General features: G+C 39.0%; 20 protein-coding genes, 3 tRNA genes and 1 pseudogene. 11 read left to right on the top strand and 13 right to left on the bottom strand.

The window, feature by feature from the left end; genetic code table 11:
* The first annotated feature begins 43 nt into the window (after positions 1 to 43).
* Positions 44 to 670 (top strand): annotated as a pseudogene (locus CWD91_RS22965) (3-keto-disaccharide hydrolase).
* A gap of 94 nt (positions 671 to 764) precedes the next feature.
* On the opposite strand, the gene CWD91_RS07370 reads toward CWD91_RS22965, so the two are convergent.
* From CWD91_RS07370 to CWD91_RS07400, 7 genes are all read right to left on the bottom strand, one after another.
* Positions 765 to 1,799: an endonuclease/exonuclease/phosphatase family protein gene (locus CWD91_RS07370; RefSeq protein WP_103440321.1), complete on the bottom strand. Its 1,035-nt coding sequence runs from the start codon at positions 1,797 to 1,799 to the stop codon at positions 765 to 767.
* Positions 1,800 to 1,802: 3 nt separating this feature from the next.
* Positions 1,803 to 2,675, bottom strand: coding sequence for a rhomboid family intramembrane serine protease (locus CWD91_RS07375; RefSeq protein WP_103440322.1), 873 nt, complete (start codon positions 2,673 to 2,675; stop codon positions 1,803 to 1,805).
* Positions 2,675 to 3,421: a rhomboid family intramembrane serine protease gene (locus CWD91_RS07380; protein WP_103440323.1), complete on the bottom strand. Its 747-nt coding sequence runs from the start codon at positions 3,419 to 3,421 to the stop codon at positions 2,675 to 2,677. The genes CWD91_RS07375 and CWD91_RS07380 overlap by 1 nt, the downstream gene beginning before the upstream one ends.
* Positions 3,422 to 5,275 carry a DNA mismatch repair endonuclease MutL gene (gene mutL, locus CWD91_RS07385; protein WP_103440324.1) on the bottom strand — a complete coding sequence of 618 codons (1,854 nt, stop codon included), beginning with the start codon at positions 5,273 to 5,275 and terminating at the stop codon, positions 3,422 to 3,424.
* On the bottom strand, positions 5,275 to 5,565 hold the full coding sequence (locus tag CWD91_RS07390) for a riboflavin synthase subunit beta (RefSeq protein ID WP_103440526.1): 291 nt from the start codon (positions 5,563 to 5,565) through the stop codon (positions 5,275 to 5,277). The genes mutL and CWD91_RS07390 overlap by 1 nt, the downstream gene beginning before the upstream one ends.
* Positions 5,566 to 5,700: 135 nt before the next feature.
* Positions 5,701 to 6,183 (bottom strand): 6,7-dimethyl-8-ribityllumazine synthase, encoded by a 483-nt coding sequence (ribH, locus tag CWD91_RS07395; RefSeq protein ID WP_103440325.1) that lies wholly within the window; start codon positions 6,181 to 6,183, stop codon positions 5,701 to 5,703.
* A 4-nt stretch (positions 6,184 to 6,187) separates the two neighbouring features.
* A complete protein-coding gene (locus tag CWD91_RS07400; RefSeq protein WP_103440326.1) occupies positions 6,188 to 6,949 on the bottom strand; it encodes a tetratricopeptide repeat protein in 762 nt (253 codons plus the stop codon).
* A 125-nt stretch (positions 6,950 to 7,074) separates the two neighbouring features.
* Between CWD91_RS07400 and recF the strand changes: the two genes are divergently transcribed.
* The 3 genes from recF to CWD91_RS07415 are packed head-to-tail and all read left to right on the top strand — an operon-like array spanning position 7,075 to position 8,871.
* Positions 7,075 to 8,154 (top strand): DNA replication/repair protein RecF, encoded by a 1,080-nt coding sequence (gene recF / locus CWD91_RS07405; protein ID WP_103440327.1) that lies wholly within the window; start codon positions 7,075 to 7,077, stop codon positions 8,152 to 8,154.
* Between the two features lies 1 nt (position 8,155).
* Positions 8,156 to 8,572: a lipocalin family protein gene (locus CWD91_RS07410; protein ID WP_103440328.1), complete on the top strand. Its 417-nt coding sequence runs from the start codon at positions 8,156 to 8,158 to the stop codon at positions 8,570 to 8,572.
* A gap of 2 nt (positions 8,573 to 8,574) precedes the next feature.
* On the top strand, positions 8,575 to 8,871 hold the full coding sequence (locus tag CWD91_RS07415) for a DUF721 domain-containing protein (RefSeq protein WP_103440329.1): 297 nt from the start codon (positions 8,575 to 8,577) through the stop codon (positions 8,869 to 8,871).
* 68 nt (positions 8,872 to 8,939) lie between these two features.
* On the opposite strand, the gene CWD91_RS07420 is transcribed toward CWD91_RS07415, so the two are convergent.
* Positions 8,940 to 9,359, bottom strand: a complete 420-nt coding sequence (locus tag CWD91_RS07420) for a nucleoside-diphosphate kinase (RefSeq protein WP_103440330.1) — start codon at positions 9,357 to 9,359, stop codon at positions 8,940 to 8,942.
* Positions 9,360 to 9,749: 390 nt separating this feature from the next.
* Here CWD91_RS07420 and CWD91_RS07425 point away from each other — a divergent pair, with 390 nt between their 5' ends.
* Complete coding sequence (locus tag CWD91_RS07425) at positions 9,750 to 9,902, top strand: SsrA-binding protein (RefSeq protein ID WP_103440331.1); 153 nt, start codon at positions 9,750 to 9,752, stop codon at positions 9,900 to 9,902.
* Here the strand turns inward: CWD91_RS07425 and CWD91_RS07430 are convergent.
* Positions 9,899 to 10,411, bottom strand: coding sequence for an adenine phosphoribosyltransferase (locus CWD91_RS07430; protein ID WP_103440332.1), 513 nt, complete (start codon positions 10,409 to 10,411; stop codon positions 9,899 to 9,901). The two genes, CWD91_RS07425 and CWD91_RS07430, sit on opposite strands and share 4 nt — an antisense overlap.
* Before the next feature lie 85 nt (positions 10,412 to 10,496).
* Between CWD91_RS07430 and CWD91_RS07435 the strand changes: the two genes are divergently transcribed.
* The 5 genes from CWD91_RS07435 (at position 10,497) to CWD91_RS07455 (ending at position 15,132) form a co-directional block, all read left to right on the top strand.
* Positions 10,497 to 10,573: transfer RNA gene (locus CWD91_RS07435), tRNA-Arg, on the top strand.
* 525 nt (positions 10,574 to 11,098) lie between these two features.
* Entirely contained in the window at positions 11,099 to 12,025 is a 927-nt protein-coding gene (nadA, locus tag CWD91_RS07440; protein WP_103440333.1) for a quinolinate synthase NadA, read from the top strand.
* Between the two features lies 1 nt (position 12,026).
* Positions 12,027 to 13,616: an L-aspartate oxidase gene (gene nadB / locus CWD91_RS07445; RefSeq protein ID WP_103440334.1), complete on the top strand. Its 1,590-nt coding sequence runs from the start codon at positions 12,027 to 12,029 to the stop codon at positions 13,614 to 13,616.
* A gap of 29 nt (positions 13,617 to 13,645) precedes the next feature.
* Positions 13,646 to 14,017, top strand: coding sequence for a putative zinc-binding protein (locus tag CWD91_RS07450; RefSeq protein WP_103440335.1), 372 nt, complete (start codon positions 13,646 to 13,648; stop codon positions 14,015 to 14,017).
* A 266-nt stretch (positions 14,018 to 14,283) separates the two neighbouring features.
* Positions 14,284 to 15,132, top strand: coding sequence for an AraC family transcriptional regulator (locus CWD91_RS07455; RefSeq protein ID WP_103440336.1), 849 nt, complete (start codon positions 14,284 to 14,286; stop codon positions 15,130 to 15,132).
* 315 nt (positions 15,133 to 15,447) lie between these two features.
* On the opposite strand, the gene rpsT is transcribed toward CWD91_RS07455, so the two are convergent.
* The 4 genes from rpsT to proS form a co-directional block, all read right to left on the bottom strand.
* Positions 15,448 to 15,699 (bottom strand): 30S ribosomal protein S20, encoded by a 252-nt coding sequence (rpsT, locus tag CWD91_RS07460; protein ID WP_103440337.1) that lies wholly within the window; start codon positions 15,697 to 15,699, stop codon positions 15,448 to 15,450.
* Between the two features lie 49 nt (positions 15,700 to 15,748).
* A tRNA-Glu gene (locus CWD91_RS07465) sits at positions 15,749 to 15,820 on the bottom strand.
* A 72-nt stretch (positions 15,821 to 15,892) separates the two neighbouring features.
* Positions 15,893 to 15,964: transfer RNA gene (locus CWD91_RS07470), tRNA-Glu, on the bottom strand.
* Positions 15,965 to 16,044: 80 nt separating this feature from the next.
* Complete coding sequence (gene proS, locus CWD91_RS07475; protein ID WP_103440338.1) at positions 16,045 to 17,520, bottom strand: proline--tRNA ligase; 1,476 nt, start codon at positions 17,518 to 17,520, stop codon at positions 16,045 to 16,047.
* Between the two features lie 99 nt (positions 17,521 to 17,619).
* On the opposite strand from proS, the gene CWD91_RS22650 reads away from it, so the two are divergent.
* Positions 17,620 to 18,885 (top strand): hypothetical protein, encoded by a 1,266-nt coding sequence (locus tag CWD91_RS22650; protein WP_157943745.1) that lies wholly within the window; start codon positions 17,620 to 17,622, stop codon positions 18,883 to 18,885.
* Position 18,886 lies beyond the last annotated feature (1 nt).

Consider the following 18,886-nt stretch of genomic DNA (forward strand, 5'->3'; position numbering starts at 1 on the left):
AATAAGCTTCGGCACAGAGACCACTTTGGAGCAATTGTTCTCCATGGGAAAGGAAAAACCTATTAATTGGATCAATGTGAATACAGATCCGGATACATGGCGCAAGGAAAAAGATATTCTTGTCTGTTCTGGTCTTCCCATTGGTGTTATGCGTTCTGAAAAACAATATGAGAACTTTATACTAATGGTTGAATGGCGACATATGGAAGCCAGAGGCAATTCTGGGGTCTTTGTATGGAGCGATGCCAAACCTGGGGAAAAAGATCGTTTGCCGGGTGGTGTCGAAGTCCAAATGCTGGAGCTAGACTGGGTAAATCAGAATATACGTGACGGGGTAAAGCCCCCAATAGCCTAAGTACACGGTGAGCTTTTTGGCGTCGGTGGAGTTAAAACCATACCTGATAACCCTAGGGGCACCAGAAGCAAATCTATCGAAAATAGGGCGCTGGGCAAAGAACAATGGAACAGTTACAAAATGGTTTGTGTTGATGGAACCATAAAACTTTCGGTAAACGGTAAATTTGTCAATGGTATTAGTCAATCATCCATAAAAAAAGGTTACTTATGTTTGGAGTCCGAAGGTGCTGAAATCCAATTCAAAAATTTTAGTATAATAGAATTGCCCCCAGGAGTAACCTCTGAGGAACAGACCGCCAAGAAAGTAATTTAGGCCTTGGCTGACAATTACAGGGAGTCTGCGACAGTGGAATTAACAGGTACCTTAATGGTCCACAAATTTGGCATTGTTCCTTTAATGGAGACCACTATTTGGAGTCAATTTTAATGGATGCCATTACGGGAAAGTGATCGGACAATTTGAGGTCGTAATTTTTATGGGCCATAACCTCTAAAGCTGGGTCCGCCAAAATAAAATCTATTCTTACAGGATAATATCTAAAATTAAAGGTACGCCCATATCCGGTGCCCTGCTTAGTGAAGGAATCGTTCATATCCCCTCTGATCACTTTATAGACATTGGAAAATTGGGTGTTGTTAAAATCTCCACAGACAATTTTCTTATAAGGCGTAGCATTCCTATGTTTATCAAATAGTTCAGCCTGCTCTCCCTGTTTGGCAAATGACCTGCTAACGCGCTTAAACAACCTTCCCTTGGGTTCGTTGGAGATACGGCTAACGCTGGGTGTTACCCTATGAGATTCCAGATGGAGATTATAGACCCTTACCGTATCCCTATTTACCACGATATCTGCAAAAAGGGCATTATTTCCACTTAAAGGAAAGTCCAAGGAACCCTTATTGATAATTGGGAATTTTGAATATATAGCTTGAATGGATTTTTTTTCGCTCAATTTATAATCCGTAATATATTTAAAGGGATAGATTTTCTTTAGTTGCCTATCCTTGATCCGACTGAACTCCTGAATACATAATACATCAGGGTCTTCCGAGACAATAAAATCCATTATACGCACCTCTACCGATGCATCATGAATCCATTCAAACTTATTAAACCCCCTAACATTGTAGCTCATGATGCTTAAGTCCTCTTTCTTTATTTCCTCTTCGGACAGTTTAAACCTAAAAAAATTCCCCAAACATATATAACCAAGCAACAGCACAAAAGCTGATAGCCATAATTGTCTTTTCCTCTTAAAGAGCCAATACGCCAAAAAAAGTAAATTAAAAAGAACCAAAAGGGGTACCGCTAGACTAAGAATGGAGAAATAGGCGAAATGGACCACTGAAATCAGCGGCACAAAACAGGAAACAAATAACAACAAGGCCAAAACCCCATTAATGAAGAATATAATTTTATCAATGAAATAGAGGTTTTTCACTTTTTATTCTTTTCCTGCCTTAAATAAAAAATCCTTTTCAGCTTTGGAAAGACTTTCGTATCCAGACTTGCTAATCTTATCCAAGATAGCATCTATTTTACGCTGGCGACTTTCCTTATCATAATTATCTGTAGTTACTTTACCTCTATTTTCTTTTCTATATACCGTTTTTAGAGGCGCCTTTTTCTCACCCCTCTTAAATAAATTGCCAATGGCATCCAAAAACTTGGCAAAACCGCTTCCAATATCGTGACCTTTAAGGAGTTGTCGTGCATAAAAATAACCTAAGGCAGCACCGCCTATATGTGCCAAACGTCCGCCTACATTGCCCCCAATTGAGATTTGAATAAGATCCAACAAAACCACAAAGACTCCAATTTGCCATAGTTTTACATTAAAAAATACAATGCGGACTTCTTGATTTGGCAAATAGGCACAAACAAAAATTAGCACAGCAGTAACTCCGGCCGAAGCCCCGATCAGAGCAGTATTTATACCCAATAAGGCTGGGAATATATTATAGCTCAATAAAAATATCAATCCTCCAAGGATAACCCCTAAAAAATAAACATTGAGAAACCTCTTATTATCGAAAAGGTTTAGAAATATTCTACCTGCGAAATACAGCATCAACATATTCCAAAAGATATGCCCCAAGCCCGAATGAAAAAAAGAATAGGTAACTATTGACCACGGCTGGGTAAGGAAATTAAAAAAATCCTTTGGAAGTTCGAACCAACGAATTATACTATCCCCAGAAAATCCAAATAGTATCTTCAGCAATCCACTCAGAATAAATACAGCCACATTAATGACTATTAGCCTTTCGGCAATATTTAACCTGTTGTAATAATATCTAATATTTTGATTGCCCATTACCTATCCCAGCGATTGTTGTTAAACTGATTATTTTTCCAATACCACATCATAATAAACCCAAATAACGCACCGCCTACATGAGCAAAATGAGCTATTCCATTGCCAAATATAGAATACCCCGTTACCCCTGAAAATAAATCCAATCCAATTAGGACCGGAATAAAATATTTGGCCTTAACAGGTACAGGAATAAACATTAAAAAGAGTTCACTATTGGGATACGACATTCCAAAAGCCACCAAAACACCATAGATGGCACCAGAGGCCCCGACTGCTGGAGTATTAAAAGCTCCCAAAAAATTATCGATTGTACTCTTGGAAGCCACATCGTACCAACTAGGACTATATTTACCTCCTGAAATAATTTCCATGATCTGTTCCTTAGGAATTCCTGAATTCACTAAGGCATCCAGCCCCTGATTAAAATAGTAGTAATTGACCCCGGTATGGATCAAGGCCGCCCCAATTCCTGCCGAAAAATAAAAGAAGAAAAATTTATTCCTTCCCCACATTTGCTCCAATGGCGACCCAAAGGCCCACAACGCGTACATATTGAATAAAATATGCATAAACCCGCCATGCATAAACATATGGGATATCATTTGCCAGACTTCGAAATTTTCATTTTTGGGAAACCAAAGTGAAAACCACTGGTACATTTGATCCCCGTATAATTGTGTTGCCACAAAAAACAGCACATTAATAATTATCAAATGCTTTACTGCGTCCGTAATTCTACCCATTTATATAAATTTTTTATCAATTTCATCCTCACTAATAGTGACAAATATTGGCTTATTAAAAGGACTTACCCCAGATTCCTTACAGGCAAATAAATCGTTGACCAAACCCAACTGGGAATCACTATCCAATACCTCCCCTGTTTTTACAGAAAGGGATTTGGCCAAGGTTTTGGCCAGAATATCGGTCTGTGAAAAACCATCCCCAACAAAGTCCTGTTGATAGTCCGATATCAACTGGTCCAAAATAATTCCTACCTCACTCTCGGGAACGGAGAATGGGACCCCGGTGACCTTCACCTTTTCCACATCAATGCTATCAAAAATAAATCCCACTGTGGTTAAACTATCTTGAATTTCTTCAATAATTGCGCAATCGGATTTTGAAAATGTCAAAGATAAAGGAAATAACAGTTGTTGACTTACCGCCTCCTTTATGGTGATGTTCTTTAAAAATTTTTCATAAAGCACCCGTTGATGCGCCCTACTTTGATCAATGACCACCATTCCGGATTTTATGGTAGTCACAATATACTTGCGCCTTAATTGAAAAGTGGTTGCACCTGTATCAATGGTTTCTTTTCTGTTCTCAAAAATAGAACCAGTAATTGTATCGGATTCGAAGCTTACACTACTAAAACCGGCATTCTTGCCTATATTGGACTCCATGCCAACATATAAACTTTCCCAGTCTTTTGTACTCGGTTTCTGGAAACCCGACTTTTGTGCAGATCCTGCCAAAGAGTCCTCCTTAAAAGGATTAAAGCCGGCATCGACAATAACTTTGGGCAGCTCCGCCGATCTATTTTTATAGTTATACGGAGTTTCCAAATTTTGATCCTGCTCAAAATCCAGGGATGGCATTACATTGAATTGTCCTAAACTATGCTTCACGGTTGACCTTAAAATGGCATACAGGGTATGCTCATCATCAAACTTAATTTCCGTTTTGGTGGGATGAATATTAATATCGATAGAACCTGGATCAACGGTTAAATACAGGAAATAGCCAGGATGATTTTCCTTTTTTATAAGTCCGTCAAATGCTCCTAAAATGGCATGATGGAGATATGGGCTCTTTATAAACCTATTGTTTACAAAGAAGAACTGTTCACCCCTACTCTTTTTGGCAAATTCCGGCTTACTGATGTAGCCACTTATTTTAACTACCTGGGTATCTTCCTTTACCGGTACTAATTTTTCATTGGTTTTGGCACCAAATATATTTACAATACGCTGTCTACTGTTCGAGCTAGGCAAATTAAACAGTTCACTTCCATTATTATAAAAATGAAAACTAATCGAGGAATGTGCCAAGGCCACTCTATGAAATTCGTCCATTATATGCCGTAGCTCTACATGGTTCGATTTAAGAAAATTTCGTCTTGCAGGAATATTAAAGAATAAATTCTTTACCATCATGGATGTCCCTTTGGGTGCCACAGCCACTTCTTGGGCGATAATCTTGCTACCCTCAATTTTTATATGCGTTGCCACTTCATCTTCCTCTGTCCTCGTCTGCATTTCCACATGGGCAATAGCAGCGATGGAGGCCAAAGCCTCTCCTCTAAAACCTTTGGTACTCAATTGAAAAAGGTCCTCCGCTTTTTGAATCTTTGATGTGGCGTGACGTTCAAAACTTAGTCGCGCATCGGTAACACTCATCCCTAAACCATCATCAATTACTTGAATTAGTGTTTTTCCTCCCTCCTTTACAACCAATTTTATAGTGGACGCCCCTGCATCGATAGCGTTTTCCATGAGCTCCTTCACAACCGAAGCAGGCCGTTGAACTACTTCCCCCGCGGCAATTTGATTGGCAACATGGTCTGGCAAAAGCTTAATAATATCTGCCATTATTGCTGTATAAAGATAGATAGATCGAAATCTATGATGTATAGAAAAATAAGAATAAGGATGGCAATAATGATTAGGGTCCTAATTTTTTGATTTCGGCTTCCAGATTGTTTTAAATCGTCCATAGCCCTACTGAACTTCCCTTTAAATCCCGAACGACCGTCCATGGTGGGTCTAAATTTGTCCAATTTGTGTTCTATTTTAAACGGACTTCCTTCACCTTTATCATCGAAGTAACGAGGTGTATAACCAAACTTTTTGTTTTTGCGTAATTTTGAAAACTTTCCCATAATCCTTATTGTTTCAAAGTTACTTAAAATCAAAAAATATGCCTTATATCCCTTGCCAAAAAATGTTAACAATTACGGCAGTATCACCTATTGGGCATGCAAAGCCGGAAGAATAGGAAAAGTAAATTATAAAGGCTACTTTCCTAGGCTGGCCATTTTTATGGCAGCTATTGCGGCCTCAGCTCCCTTATTGCCATGTTTGCCGCCACTTCGGTCAATGGCCTGTTGCATATTGTTGTCCGTTAAAACGCAAAAAATAACCGGCACTTCCGTTCTTACGTTTAGGTCCATTATTCCTTGGGCCGTAGCGCTACAAACAAAATCGAAATGTTTGGTTTCCCCCTGGATTACGCTACCGATCGCGATAACTGCATCCACTTTCAGGGTTTCTATCATTTTTTTGGCACCAAAAGTAAGCTCAAAACTCCCAGGAACATTCCAGCGAATAATATTCCCCTCCTTGGCACCACAATCCAAAAGGGCGCTCAAAGCTCCGTTGTAAAGTCCTTCGGTAATGTCCTCATTCCACTCTGAAACAACAATCCCAAACCGAAAATCATTCGCGCTTGGGATTGCAGTTTTATCGTAAGCCGATAAATTTTTATTAGCCGTAGCCATACTATTAGTTTTTTGCCTTGCCTATAAATGCATCAATAGTCCTAGCCTCATCAGAGCTTGGGTATTCATCCTTTATACTTTGAAAATATTTTAATGCCTTACCATTTTCCTTCAATTCCAAAGCGGTAACACCAGCTTTATACAAAAATTTTGGAGTAGTAAAGTCATTGGCACTATGGGCAAAAGCCTGCTCATAATATCCCAAGGCATCACTAGGCTGGTTCAATTGAAGAAAAGCATCACCCAAACCACCTTTTGCCAAGGCACCCAAAATTAAATCATCGGATGAAAATCCTTCCAAGTACTTAATGGCTTCATCGTATTTCTGCATATTCAAAAAAGCCATCCCAGCCGAATATTTGGCTAAATTGGCAGCGGGAGTACCATTGTACTCTTCAATAATATCCAAAAAACCATATTTACCTTCTGCCCCGTTCAAGGCTAGGGTAAACAAGGAATCCTTTTCAGTAGTCGCGGTTAAGGCTTGATCAAAATATTGCTGAGGATATAGCATCTCGTTGGCAGCACTTTCTTCCTTTGGCTTTTCTACAAATTGAAAGTAGGCCATATATCCTAAAACGGTTACGGCAATTACCCCAATTACTCCAAGAATATAATTTTGATTCCGGGAGACCCATTCTTCCGATCTGGACGCTCCTTCATCCAACGAACTAAATACCTCTGCAGTTGTACTTTCCTGCTCATCCAACAAATTCTCCTCCTCTTTATTTTTTGGTTTAAAACCTCTTTTCTTGTAAGTTGCCATTTTTGAATTTTATTAATCGCGCAAAAATAAAGTTTTTATCCAAAACCGAACGGGTATTTATTCGTTATTTTTGGATATTTTATAGATTCCGAGAGGAATAGAAAATAAATATTTTAAGACCCAGAATGTTTCTAAAGAAATTATCACTTATAAATTATAAAAACTTTGCCTCCGAAAATTTCGAATTCGATGCCAAAATCAATTGTTTTGTGGGCGATAATGGCGTGGGAAAAACGAACGTTCTAGATGCCATTTACCACCTTTCCTTTGGAAAAAGCTATTTCAATCCAGTTGCGACCCAAAATATAAAACACGATGAGGATTTTTTCGTAATCGATGGGGAATTCCATAAAAACGACAGGGAGGAAAAGATTCTGTGCAGCCTTAAAAAGGGGTTGAAAAAAATCATAAAACGCAACGGCAAGGCCTACGAAAAATTCTCTGACCATATTGGCTTCCTACCCTTGGTTATTATTTCCCCAGCTGATCGCGATTTAATAATAGAAGGTAGTGAAACCCGTAGAAAATTTATGGATGGGGTCATTTCCCAATCCGACAAGGAATACCTGCAAAATCTGATCAAGTACAACAAAACCCTTAGCCAGAGAAATTCCCTACTAAAGTATTTTGCCGTCAACCAAACTTTTGACAGGACAAGCTTGGAGGTTTACAATGAGCAACTGCAGGAATACGGCAGCAGAATTTTCACCAAAAGGGCTGAATTTCTGGAAGCGTTCATACCCATATTCAAGGAACAATACCTCGCAATATCCGGGGGTAAGGAACCTGTAGATTTAACATATGATAGTAAGCTATTGGACAATGATCTATTAACTTTATTGGAAAGGAATCTAGAAAAGGATAAAGCGCTCCAATATACCAGTGTGGGCACGCATAAAGACGACCTTAACTTTGAAATAGACGGGCATCCCATAAAAAAATTTGGAAGTCAGGGGCAACAAAAATCTTTTTTGATCGCCTTGAAATTGGCTCAGTTCTACTTTATAAAAAAACAGGCCGGGACAACCCCCTTATTACTACTGGATGATATTTTTGACAAATTGGATGAAAGCCGGGTGGCCCATATCATTCATTTGGTAGACGAAGATAATTTTGGACAGATATTCCTTAGCGATACCCATGCGGATAGAACCGAAGAGATTATAAAGAAGATACACCAATCCTATAAGATATTTAAGCTGTAGTATGCGATATATTTATTTTTTTATAGCACTAAATAGCCTAATTGGCTGTCAAGACAAAATAAACCAAATAGACCTGCCTTATTTGAACGGCTATTGGGAGATTGAAAAAGTTTCTTTTCCAGATGGCACCGATAAGGAATATACCGTCAACACAAGTGTGGACTACATTGAAATTAACGCCCTTAAAGGATATCGAAAAAAGGTACAACCAAAATTTAATGGAACCTACGATACCTCCAATGATGCAGAAATGTTTACTATTCATGAAAAAGATGGTGTTTTCACCATAAACTATACCACTGGACTGAGCGAATGGCATGAAAAAATCATTAGTCTATCTGAAAATAGCTTTACGGTGCTAAGTGAGGATAATTTAAAATACCACTACAAAAGATTTGAACCCATTAATATCAAATAAGAATGGCCAAGAGAAAAAATGACAACCTTCGCCTAGGTGAAGCCTTACAGGAATTTATTTCTGAAAATAAATTACAAAAGGGAATGGACCGGGTAAATGCACGTGAAGCATGGATAAATCTAATGGGCAATGGCGTAAATAATTATACTACGGCCATAGAATTACGGAACGACACCCTTTTTGTATCACTTTCCTCCTCGGTGCTAAGAGAGGAGCTAAGCCATGGCAAATCCAAAATCATAAAGTTATTGAACGAGGAATTGGGGAAAAATCTAATCACAAAAATTGTTCTGAGATAAACTTCCGGCATGGACAAACAAAAAAACCACGCTTAAAGGCGTGGTTTTTTTGTCAGGAATATGGATTATTAAAAAATTTCCCTTCCTGCAAAATGAAATGCACCTTCGATAGCTGCATTTTCGTCACTATCAGAACCGTGAACCGCATTTTCCGCTATTGAAGTTGCAAACAATTTACGAATAGTACCTTCAGCTGCATCAGCAGGATTTGTTGCACCGATCAAGGCACGAAAATCTTCAACGGCGTTATCCTTTTCCAATATAGCGGATACAATTGGTCCTCTGGTCATAAAGTCTACCAATTCTCCGAAAAAAGGACGCTCTTTATGTATTGCATAAAACGCTTGGGCATCCCTTTTGCTCAATTGCGTATATTTCATTGCCACAATCTTAAATCCGGCCGATGTTATTTTGTCCAAAATTCCACCAATATGCCCATTCTCAACGGCATCTGGCTTTAACATGGTAAATGTTCTATTTGTACTCATTACTTTAAAATTTTGCGCAAAAATACGTTTTATTCTACAAATCGCAATATTTAGGGAATATCTTGTGGTAATTACCACATTTCATCGTCAACTATTTCCTTTCCCCGGCAAACCGAGCGATAAGTCAATATTTTGAAATCCTTTTTCCACATAGAAACTGTTTATAATATGTTTTTAGAATCTACTTTGAAGTTTTTTTACAAAATCTAGGCCTTTTGAGGCGTATCACAAAGGCTAAGTGACGAGAAAATAACAAGCAGCTGGCAAAAAAAGGCAAAAATAGAACTGAAGGATAAAATTTAAATAGTTTCTTAGTCCCTATATTTGCACCTATTACAAATTGGACAGGCAACTAATTTTGGTACTTACCCATTAAAATATCAATAAAGGATGAAAAAGGCTTTCTTTAAATTTTTGGCAAAAATGAATAAGTTGTTATTGCCATCCTATTCGAAACAACAGTTGGACCTTTCCAAGGCCACAAAAATTCAAATGGTAATTATTGGATGGCGGTACTTAGTAACCACTAATGCCCTGGATTAATACTGTATAAGGGAAGCTACAGGGTATCCGGACAATTTTTCCCTACCCTTTAAAAAATAAAGTTCCATTAAAAAATTGCACTGAACCACTTCTCCACCCAACTTTTCTACTAGTTTACAAACAGCTTTTGCCGTTCCTCCTGTGGCTAGGACATCATCATGAATAAGTACCCTCTCCCCTTTTAAAATACTATCTACGTGAATTTCAAGCACATCTGAACCATATTCCAACTCATATGATTCACTAATTATTTGATGGGGTAATTTTCCGCGTTTTCTTACAGGAACAAATCCGGCATTGAGGCGTGTAGCCAACATAGGGGCAAAGATAAACCCCCGACTTTCCATGCCCACCACCTTATCTATCTCCATATTTTCAATCAAATGAAATAAGGCGTCCCCCGCTCCAGCCAAGGCCTCTGCATTCTGCAATAGGGGGGTTATATCTTTAAAAGTAATTCCATCCCCAGGGAAATTCGGGATATCGCGTACAAATTTTTTAAAATCCATTTATTTTGGCTGTTGTAATTTTGTGGTAAATTTAAAAAGAAATATATTTGCAGCCCGTTAAACGGGAAGAATGAATTTTTATATTGGCCTCGTGGCGCAACTGAATAGCGCATCTGATTACGGCTCAGAAGGTTACTGGTTTGAATCCAGTCGAGGTCACCACAAGCAAGAAACCACGTCCTTTTAGACGTGGTTCTTTTTTTTTATGAAAAAATGGAGCTTGCTCAAAATTTTGGAATGAAAAAAATTGTATAAAACCCTGGGAGAAGTTTTAATCACTTTTAAGGAACCAACCCAAGTGTCGAGATATTAAACCGGAGACCCCGCCAAAAAGGCGGACTTCGTTCGACTATCGCATTTCAATGAGCCTACGGCTATTAAAATACGTGTCTCACAAATAAGTCAACAAAAAGTTGAAAACAGAGCAAGCTAAATAACATAGCTTGCTTTTGTTTTTTTTGATTGAAAATTTTTCTTTAGTTGGTACTTTACGCATTGACCAACGTTCGCTTGTTAGACCATGTTATTACATTCACTTCGTCACACCAACAACCTTACATAGGATCAAGGTTATTCTTAATTCTGAGTTTTAATAAAAGAATATTTTTATTTTTTATTATGATATTTATCATTTTATACAGGAGGTGGAACTCCTAACTTTTCCGGTTCAAAATTACTTTTGAACTAATGGATTTAAAAGAAAGAATTAACACGTTAAGGCAAGAAAAGAACGCCGTAATTCTTGCGCATTACTACCAGCGGGACGAAATACAAGAAATTGCCGATTATGTTGGCGATAGTTTGGGGTTATCACAAATGGCTGCTGAGACCGATGCATCAATAATCGTATTTGCCGGGGTACACTTTATGGCAGAGACCGCAAAAATCCTAAATCCAACGAAAAAAGTGCTGTTGCCCGACTTAAGTGCAGGTTGTTCGTTGGCAGATTCTTGTCCGCCAGAGGCATTTTCAAAATTCATAAAAGCACACCCCGAGCATCTGGTAATTACATATGTTAATTGTTCAGCAGAAATTAAAGCAATGAGCGACATTGTATGTACCTCCTCCAATGCCTTAAAAATAGTGGAGTCAGTGCCTAAGGAAAGACCGATTATTTTTGCGCCCGACAAAAATTTGGGTCGCTACATAAGCAAAAAAACGGAAAGAGACCTATTGCTATGGGATGGTTCCTGTATAGTTCACGAAGCCTTTTCCCTGGATAAATTGTTGGCACTCTACAAGATATATCCCGAATCCAAAATAATAGCCCATCCCGAATCAGAGGAGCACATCTTAGATCTAGCTACCTATATTGGTTCCACTGCCGGTATGATCAATTATGTAAAAACCCATCCCAAAGAACAGTTTATTGTTGCTACGGAAGCCGGTATATTACACAAAATGCAGCTAGAGGTCCCGACTACCGTTCTTATTCCGGCCCCAGCAGAGGAAGATAACACCTGCGCCTGTAGCGAATGTGCCTTTATGAAAGTCAATACCCTTCAAAAAATTTATGATTGTCTTTTAAATGAAACACCACAAATAGAAGTCGAAGAGGACATAAGGTTACGGGCACTACAACCTATTCAAAGAATGTTGGAATTATCGAAATAAAATGGTGCATGCAAATTTTCTTGTAATAGGCTCGGGAGTGGCAGGATTGACTTACGCCGTAAAGATTGCCCAGAGATTCCCCGATAAGACCGTAATTATAGTCACTAAGGCAGATGAGCATGAATCCAATACAAAATACGCCCAAGGTGGTGTTGCCGTTGTATTGGATTTAGAGGAAGATTCTTTTCAAAAACACATACAAGACACCTTGGTTGCGGGAGACGGTTTGTGTGATGAGGCCGTGGTTGAAATGGTCATAAAGGAAGGTCCCCAACGGCTCAGGGAATTAATGCTCTGGGGTGCCAGTTTTGATATTAATGATTCCGGTAAGTTGGATTTAGGAATTGAAGGTGGACACTCGGAATACCGGGTTGTTCACCATAAGGATATTACCGGGTTCGAGATTGAGCGTGCATTACTGCAACAAGTTCATAAATTCCCCAATGTCACTGTTTTATCCTATCATTTTGCATTGGACCTGATTACTGAACATCATCTTAATATTCCGGAATCCAAAAATATATCATGCTATGGCGCCTACGTATTAGATCAAAAGACAGGGGATATAATTACCATTAGGGCAGATAGTACCTTATTGGCATCGGGCGGCATTGGTCGTGTATATGGTCATACCACCAATCCAATAATTGCAACAGGGGACGGCATTGCAATGGCGTATAGGGCAAAAGCCGAAATTAAGGATATGGAGTTTGTGCAGTTTCATCCCACGGCCCTGTATAACAATAAAGATGGGCGATCATTTCTGATTTCTGAAGCGGTCAGGGGCTTTGGCGCCACTTTACGAGATAAAAAAGGACATAGATTTATGCCCATTTATGATAAACGTGCAGAATTGGCTTCGAGGGATATCGTATCCCAAAGTATTGATGCCGAGTTAAAAAAATCAGGCGATTCCCACGTCTTTTTAGATTGTACCCACATAGATATAAAGGCCTTTAAAAAACATTTTCCAAATATTTATCAAGAATGCTTATTCAACCATATAGATATTGAAAAGGATTGGATTCCCGTTGTTCCTGCTTCACATTATCTTTGTGGCGGCATTGTTGTGGACAAGTACGGACAGACTTCGGTGGCCAACTTATTCGCCTGTGGTGAGTGCTCAAGAACAGGACTACACGGAGCCAACAGACTGGCTTCGAACTCCCTATTGGAAGCTTTGGTTTACGCCCATAATATATTTGAATATCACACTGCACATCCGCCAGATCCCAACTACGCCTCCATTCCTGAATGGAATGATGACGGCACAAGCATTCCCAAAGAATATATCCTGATACAACACAACCTTACCCAATTACAGGCCCTAATGCGGGATTATGTGGGAATTGTAAGAAGCAACAGGCGATTAACAAAAGCTGTTCGTCATCTAGATCTTATTTACAATGAGGTCGAGGAACTTTATAAAGGCGCAAAAATTAATACTGCGCTCTGTGAATTAAGAAATCTGGTGAATGTCGCGCATTTAATCATTAGCCAATCATTGGAACGAAAGCTTAATAAAGGGAGTTATTACAATATAGACAATGTACAAACCGATATGGAAAGTCTGACAAAGGATCTGCTGTAAGTCTTTACACAAAATCTAAAATTGTTATAATGGAAAAACATGAGCACAGTACGGTACCTTTAATATATTCCTGTTCAGGCTGCAGTAATGTGGCACAATTGGCGAACGATATTGCCCTAAAAATAAATTCCGATGGTATTGCGGAGATGTCATGTATTGCTGGGGTAGGCGGCAAAGTCAAATCACTTGTTAAAAAGGCCAGGTCCAATAGGCCAATAATAGTTGTTGACGGATGCCCCCTTCAATGTGCCAAAGAGTGCCTGAAGAACATTGACATCGAACCCAATAAACATATCATTTTAACGGAATATGATTTAAAGAAAAAATACAATACCGACTTAAAATTGGAAGATGAACTAGATATTTTTGAGCAAATTGTAAAAATAATTAAAAAGATGTAGGTGGGAGTACCGTCTGCATTTATAGATTATTGGTTACCTAGGTTTAAACTTTTCCTGAAATGGACCACTTAACCCTGACCTCCTTCAGGTATTGGGATAGCGGTTAAATTGTATCTACACGTTGCTCAGAATGGCAAGGTCCAATTTTTAAAGTAGCAAATACTTTACCTTAGCAGGTCTATTCCCGAAACACATATTATTATACTATATTACCCCGTATGCCGAAACATATTATTATTTTTAATAATATTTGCAAAACATAAGTCTTGAAAGTACTACCCTTTAAAATTCCGAAGCCAAAAAACGTAGCGCTCATCTACCAAGAAGATCGGGAAAGAATATTTTATGGCCAACTTCACCAACATCAAGAATTACAAATAAGCCTTATCGTAAAAGGGGCGGGATCTTTTGTGGTAGCCGACACCATAAACGAATATAGGGAGAATGATATTATGGTAATTGGAGGGTACGTTCCCCATGTTTTTAAAAGTGATTCAAACAAAAGTGATGAATCTATTATGTGTTCCTTATTTTTTAACAAAAGCTCCTTTGGAAATCATTTTTTTGAATTGACGGATATGGCAGGAACCAAGGTTTTTTTTAAAGCTTCGGAATACGGAATGAAGGTACTTTCCAAAAAAAAGAAAATCGCTAAACAATTCAAGAAACTAAACAATCAAAATAAGATTGAAAGGATAGCTACGCTTTTAAAAATAATAAGTTTAATCAGTGCGGCCCAAACCACACCTCTTTCTTCCTTTGTTTACAAAAAGAAATATACCGAGGATGAAGGAAAACGGATGAATGATGTTTTTAAATATGCCATGGAAAGGTTTTACGAACCTATTACATTGGAAGAGATTGCAGATAAGGCCCATATGAACAAGAATTCATTTTGCCGTTATTTCAAGAAGCGAACCAACAAAACCTTTTTCCAGTTTTTAATAGAAATTCGTATCGAAAATGCCTGCAAACTTATTCACAACGATCGGGACCTTCCCATTTCCCATATTTCTGAACAATGCGGATTTGGAACAATTGCCAACTTCAATAGAAAATTTAAAGAAATAAAAGGGATTACACCAACGGAATATCGCTTCCAACGATTTAATTAGTTGCTTTTTACCATCTATTATAATAAGATCGAATGATGCTTCAGTTAACTCTTTAATAACCGTCCCTTTGGCAGTTGAGAATATTGGGCAATACATCGGAATTACCTAGACTTCGCAGAAATATACAACAAACATTACGGATCAATTCCAAAAGTTGTGGCCGAATGGAACTGATAACCCGAAGGCAACAAGGGAATTTATTCAACTATTTGTTGTTGATCCTACCGAATCCCTTTCCCGAAAAATGCGGTGGATTTTAGAAACAAAAAAACGCCCATTCTTACGAAGGGCGTTCCTTTATATAAATTATAAAACTTATAGTGCAGAGACTTGTTTGGTCAACTTGCTCTTTAAGTTTGCAGCTTTATTGGAATGGATAATATTGCGCTTAGCCAATCTATCGATCATACTTACCACACTTGGCAACAAAGTTTCAGCAGCCTTCTTATCTTCCTCTGTACGCAGTCTTCTGATAGCGTTACGGGTTGTTTTGTGCTGATACCTGTTACGTAACCTTACCGCTTCGTTTCTTCTAATCCTCTTTAATGCTGACTTATGATTTGCCATTTTCTATTTAATTAATTTTTTAGTGGGATAAACCCCGAAATCTACTGTGTAGTCCGTAGGGGAATCGAACCCCTGTTACCAGGATGAAAACCTGGCGTCCTAACCCCTAGACGAACGGACCATTTTTTGGTTTCAAGTATTGACACAATTTTTAGGTCGAAATCAACACCCCAAAATTTCAAAATAACTTTAGTAGTCCGTAGGGGAATCGAACCCCTGTTACCAGGATGAAAACCTGGCGTCCTAACCCCTAGACGAACGGACCATTAAATCGCATAATTGCGGATGCAAAAATACAATTATTTTTTACTATCGCAAGACCTAAATAAAATTTTTTAAAATCTTTTAATACGCCTTAGCGAAAAGCACCCTATTTGAAGATGGTTTTCCTGTTATCATACAGACTCCCCCTTCCTTTTTTACATCTATTGGAATGCAGCGAATGGTAGCCTTTGTTTGGTCTTTGATCAATTCTTCGGTTTCCGTAGTTCCATCCCAATGTGCCGACAAGAATCCACCTTTGTTTTCCAACACTTCCTTAAATTCCTCATAAGAATTCACCTCCGTGATATGGGTTCTTCTATGTTCCAAGGCCTTATTATGAATATTCGTCTGAATATCCTCCATCAAAAATTCAATTTTCGCTACTACCTCATCGGCCTTAACGGTTTCTTTTTCAAAAGTATCCCGTCTTGCTACCTCAAAAGTACCATTATCCATATCCCTTTGTCCTATGGCCAAACGAACGGGCACTCCTTTCAACTCGTACTCATTGAACTTAAATCCTGGTTTATGGGTATCCCTGTTGTCATATTTTACGGAGATTCCTTTAGAACGCAATTCCTTTACCAAAGGAGCAACTCTTTCTGAAATGGCATCCAATTGATCTCCCCCCTTATAAATTGGAACGATCACCACTTGTATGGGAGCCAATTTTGGAGGTAATACCAATCCGTTGTCATCACTATGCGTCATGATCAATGCCCCCATTAACCTTGTGGAAACTCCCCAAGAGGTTGCCCAAACGTATTCCTGCACACCTTCTTTAGTGGCAAATTTTACATCAAAAGCCTTGGCGAAATTTTGACCCAGGAAATGTGAGGTACCTGCTTGCAAGGCTTTACCATCTTGCATCAAAGCTTCAATACAATAGGTCTCCAATGCACCAGCAAAACGCTCACTGGCTGTTTTAGTCCCTTTTATAACGGGCACCGCCATATAATCCTCCACAAATTCAGCGTACACGTTCATCATTTGTTCAGCTTCGGCAATGGCCTCCTTTTCCGTGGCATGTGCAGTATGGCCTTCTTGCCACAAAAATTCTGCGGTTCGCAAGAAAAGACGCGTACGCATTTCCCAACGCACCACATTGGCCCATTGATTGATCAAGAGGGGTAAATCACGATAAGATTGAATCCACCTTCTATAGGTGTCCCATATTATGGTTTCCGATGTTGGCCTTACAATAAGCTCTTCCTCCAACTTGGCATCTGGATCTACAATAATTCCACTACCATCCTCGGCATTCTTTAATCTATAATGGGTAACCACGGCGCATTCCTTTGCAAAACCCTCCACATGACTCGCCTCTTTGCTCAAATAGGACTTGGGTATAAACAATGGAAAATAGGCATTCTCATGACCTGTTTCCTTGAACATTTTATCCAATTGGGCCTGTATCTTTTCCCAAATGGCATAACCATAAGGTTTAATGACCATACAACCCCTAACTCCCGAATTTTCAGCTAAATCCGCTTTTACTACAAGTTCATTATACCATTTGGAATAATCCTCTGCTCTTTTCGTTAAATTTTTACCCATACTAGTAAGTTTGGCACAAAACTTGCGACCCTATATTTAAATGAAATAGTTCGGCAAAACTAACTATTTTTACAATGTTCAACAATTAAATTTACAGCGATGATACATTCTCTACCCCACCGAAGAATACATATAGCAGCAACTGTTGTACTCCTTAGTATAGTATTGACATCTTGCGGATCGTACCAACAGGCCTCTTATTACGATAATGATGGCATCTACACCAATAGCTCTGAGAGAACAGAGCAGGTCCGTGTTACCAATCAGCCAAGAAATCAGCAAGTAACCGCAAAACAGGATACCTACGGAGATTATTTTGGCCAAAAAGCAAATGAGTACGAGGAAATTCTGGATAGCGAGGTATTCACCGATGTTGATGGCTATTATAGCGATGTTGAAAACGACAGCCTTAACAATAATCAGGACTTGGGTTACAATGGTAACTATAATGATTACAACGGATATGGCTCTTGGGGAGATAACGCAACAACTGTAAATATAAACATTCATGACAACTGGGGTTGGGGCGGCTCACCTTATGGATGGGGATACAGCGGTTTTTACGGAGGCTTCTACGGTGGTTATTACGGATACCATAACCCATGGAGATGGGGAGGTTATGGATATGGATGGAACAATTGGGGCTGGGGAGGATACGGCTATTCATATGGCTGGGGAGGTTTTTATAGCCCTTATTACTATTCTCCTTATTACTATAACCCTTATCGCAACTATCCTTATTATTATTCCCGCAATAGGTATGGCAATAATTACCACAATAGAAGTTATGCCTATAGCGCCAGTAGGAGAGGTGTTTATAACTCCAATTCCACTTTAAGCAGTAATGCCTTAAGAGGCAGGTCCAATGTCAACTCTACCAGTCGTACAAACACTAGTAGGTATCGAAGCACTGCTTCCCGAAGCAATGTCAATAGAAGTGGAACCTCATCTAGAAGCAATGTTGGGGTCGATGCCCTGGAAAGAAATAGATCCTACCGTACCAGTAGAAGTACTAGGGCAGTACCAAATTATAGCAGTTCCAGAAGCAATCAGACCTATAGGAGCAGTTCACCTAACAATAGTACATATAAAGGCACCGCGCCAAGGACTTCTACCTATAGAAGTTCGGGCAGCACTCCTTCTAGATCGTCAAGTGGAACCTACAGAAGTTCTAGCCCAACACGATCATCAAGTGGAACATATAGAAGTAATTCTAGCAGTACTCCTTCAAGGTCATCCAGTGGCAACGTAAGAAGTTCCAGTAGCTCCAGTAGCTCCAGCGGAAACGTAAGAAGTTCTAGCAGTTCTTCTTCAAGATCGTCATCCTCAAGTAGTAGCAGCAGAAGTAGCGGTAGACGCAACTAGA

Source organism: Arenibacter hampyeongensis, assembly GCF_002909255.1.
GTDB lineage: Bacteria > Bacteroidota > Bacteroidia > Flavobacteriales > Flavobacteriaceae > Arenibacter > Arenibacter hampyeongensis.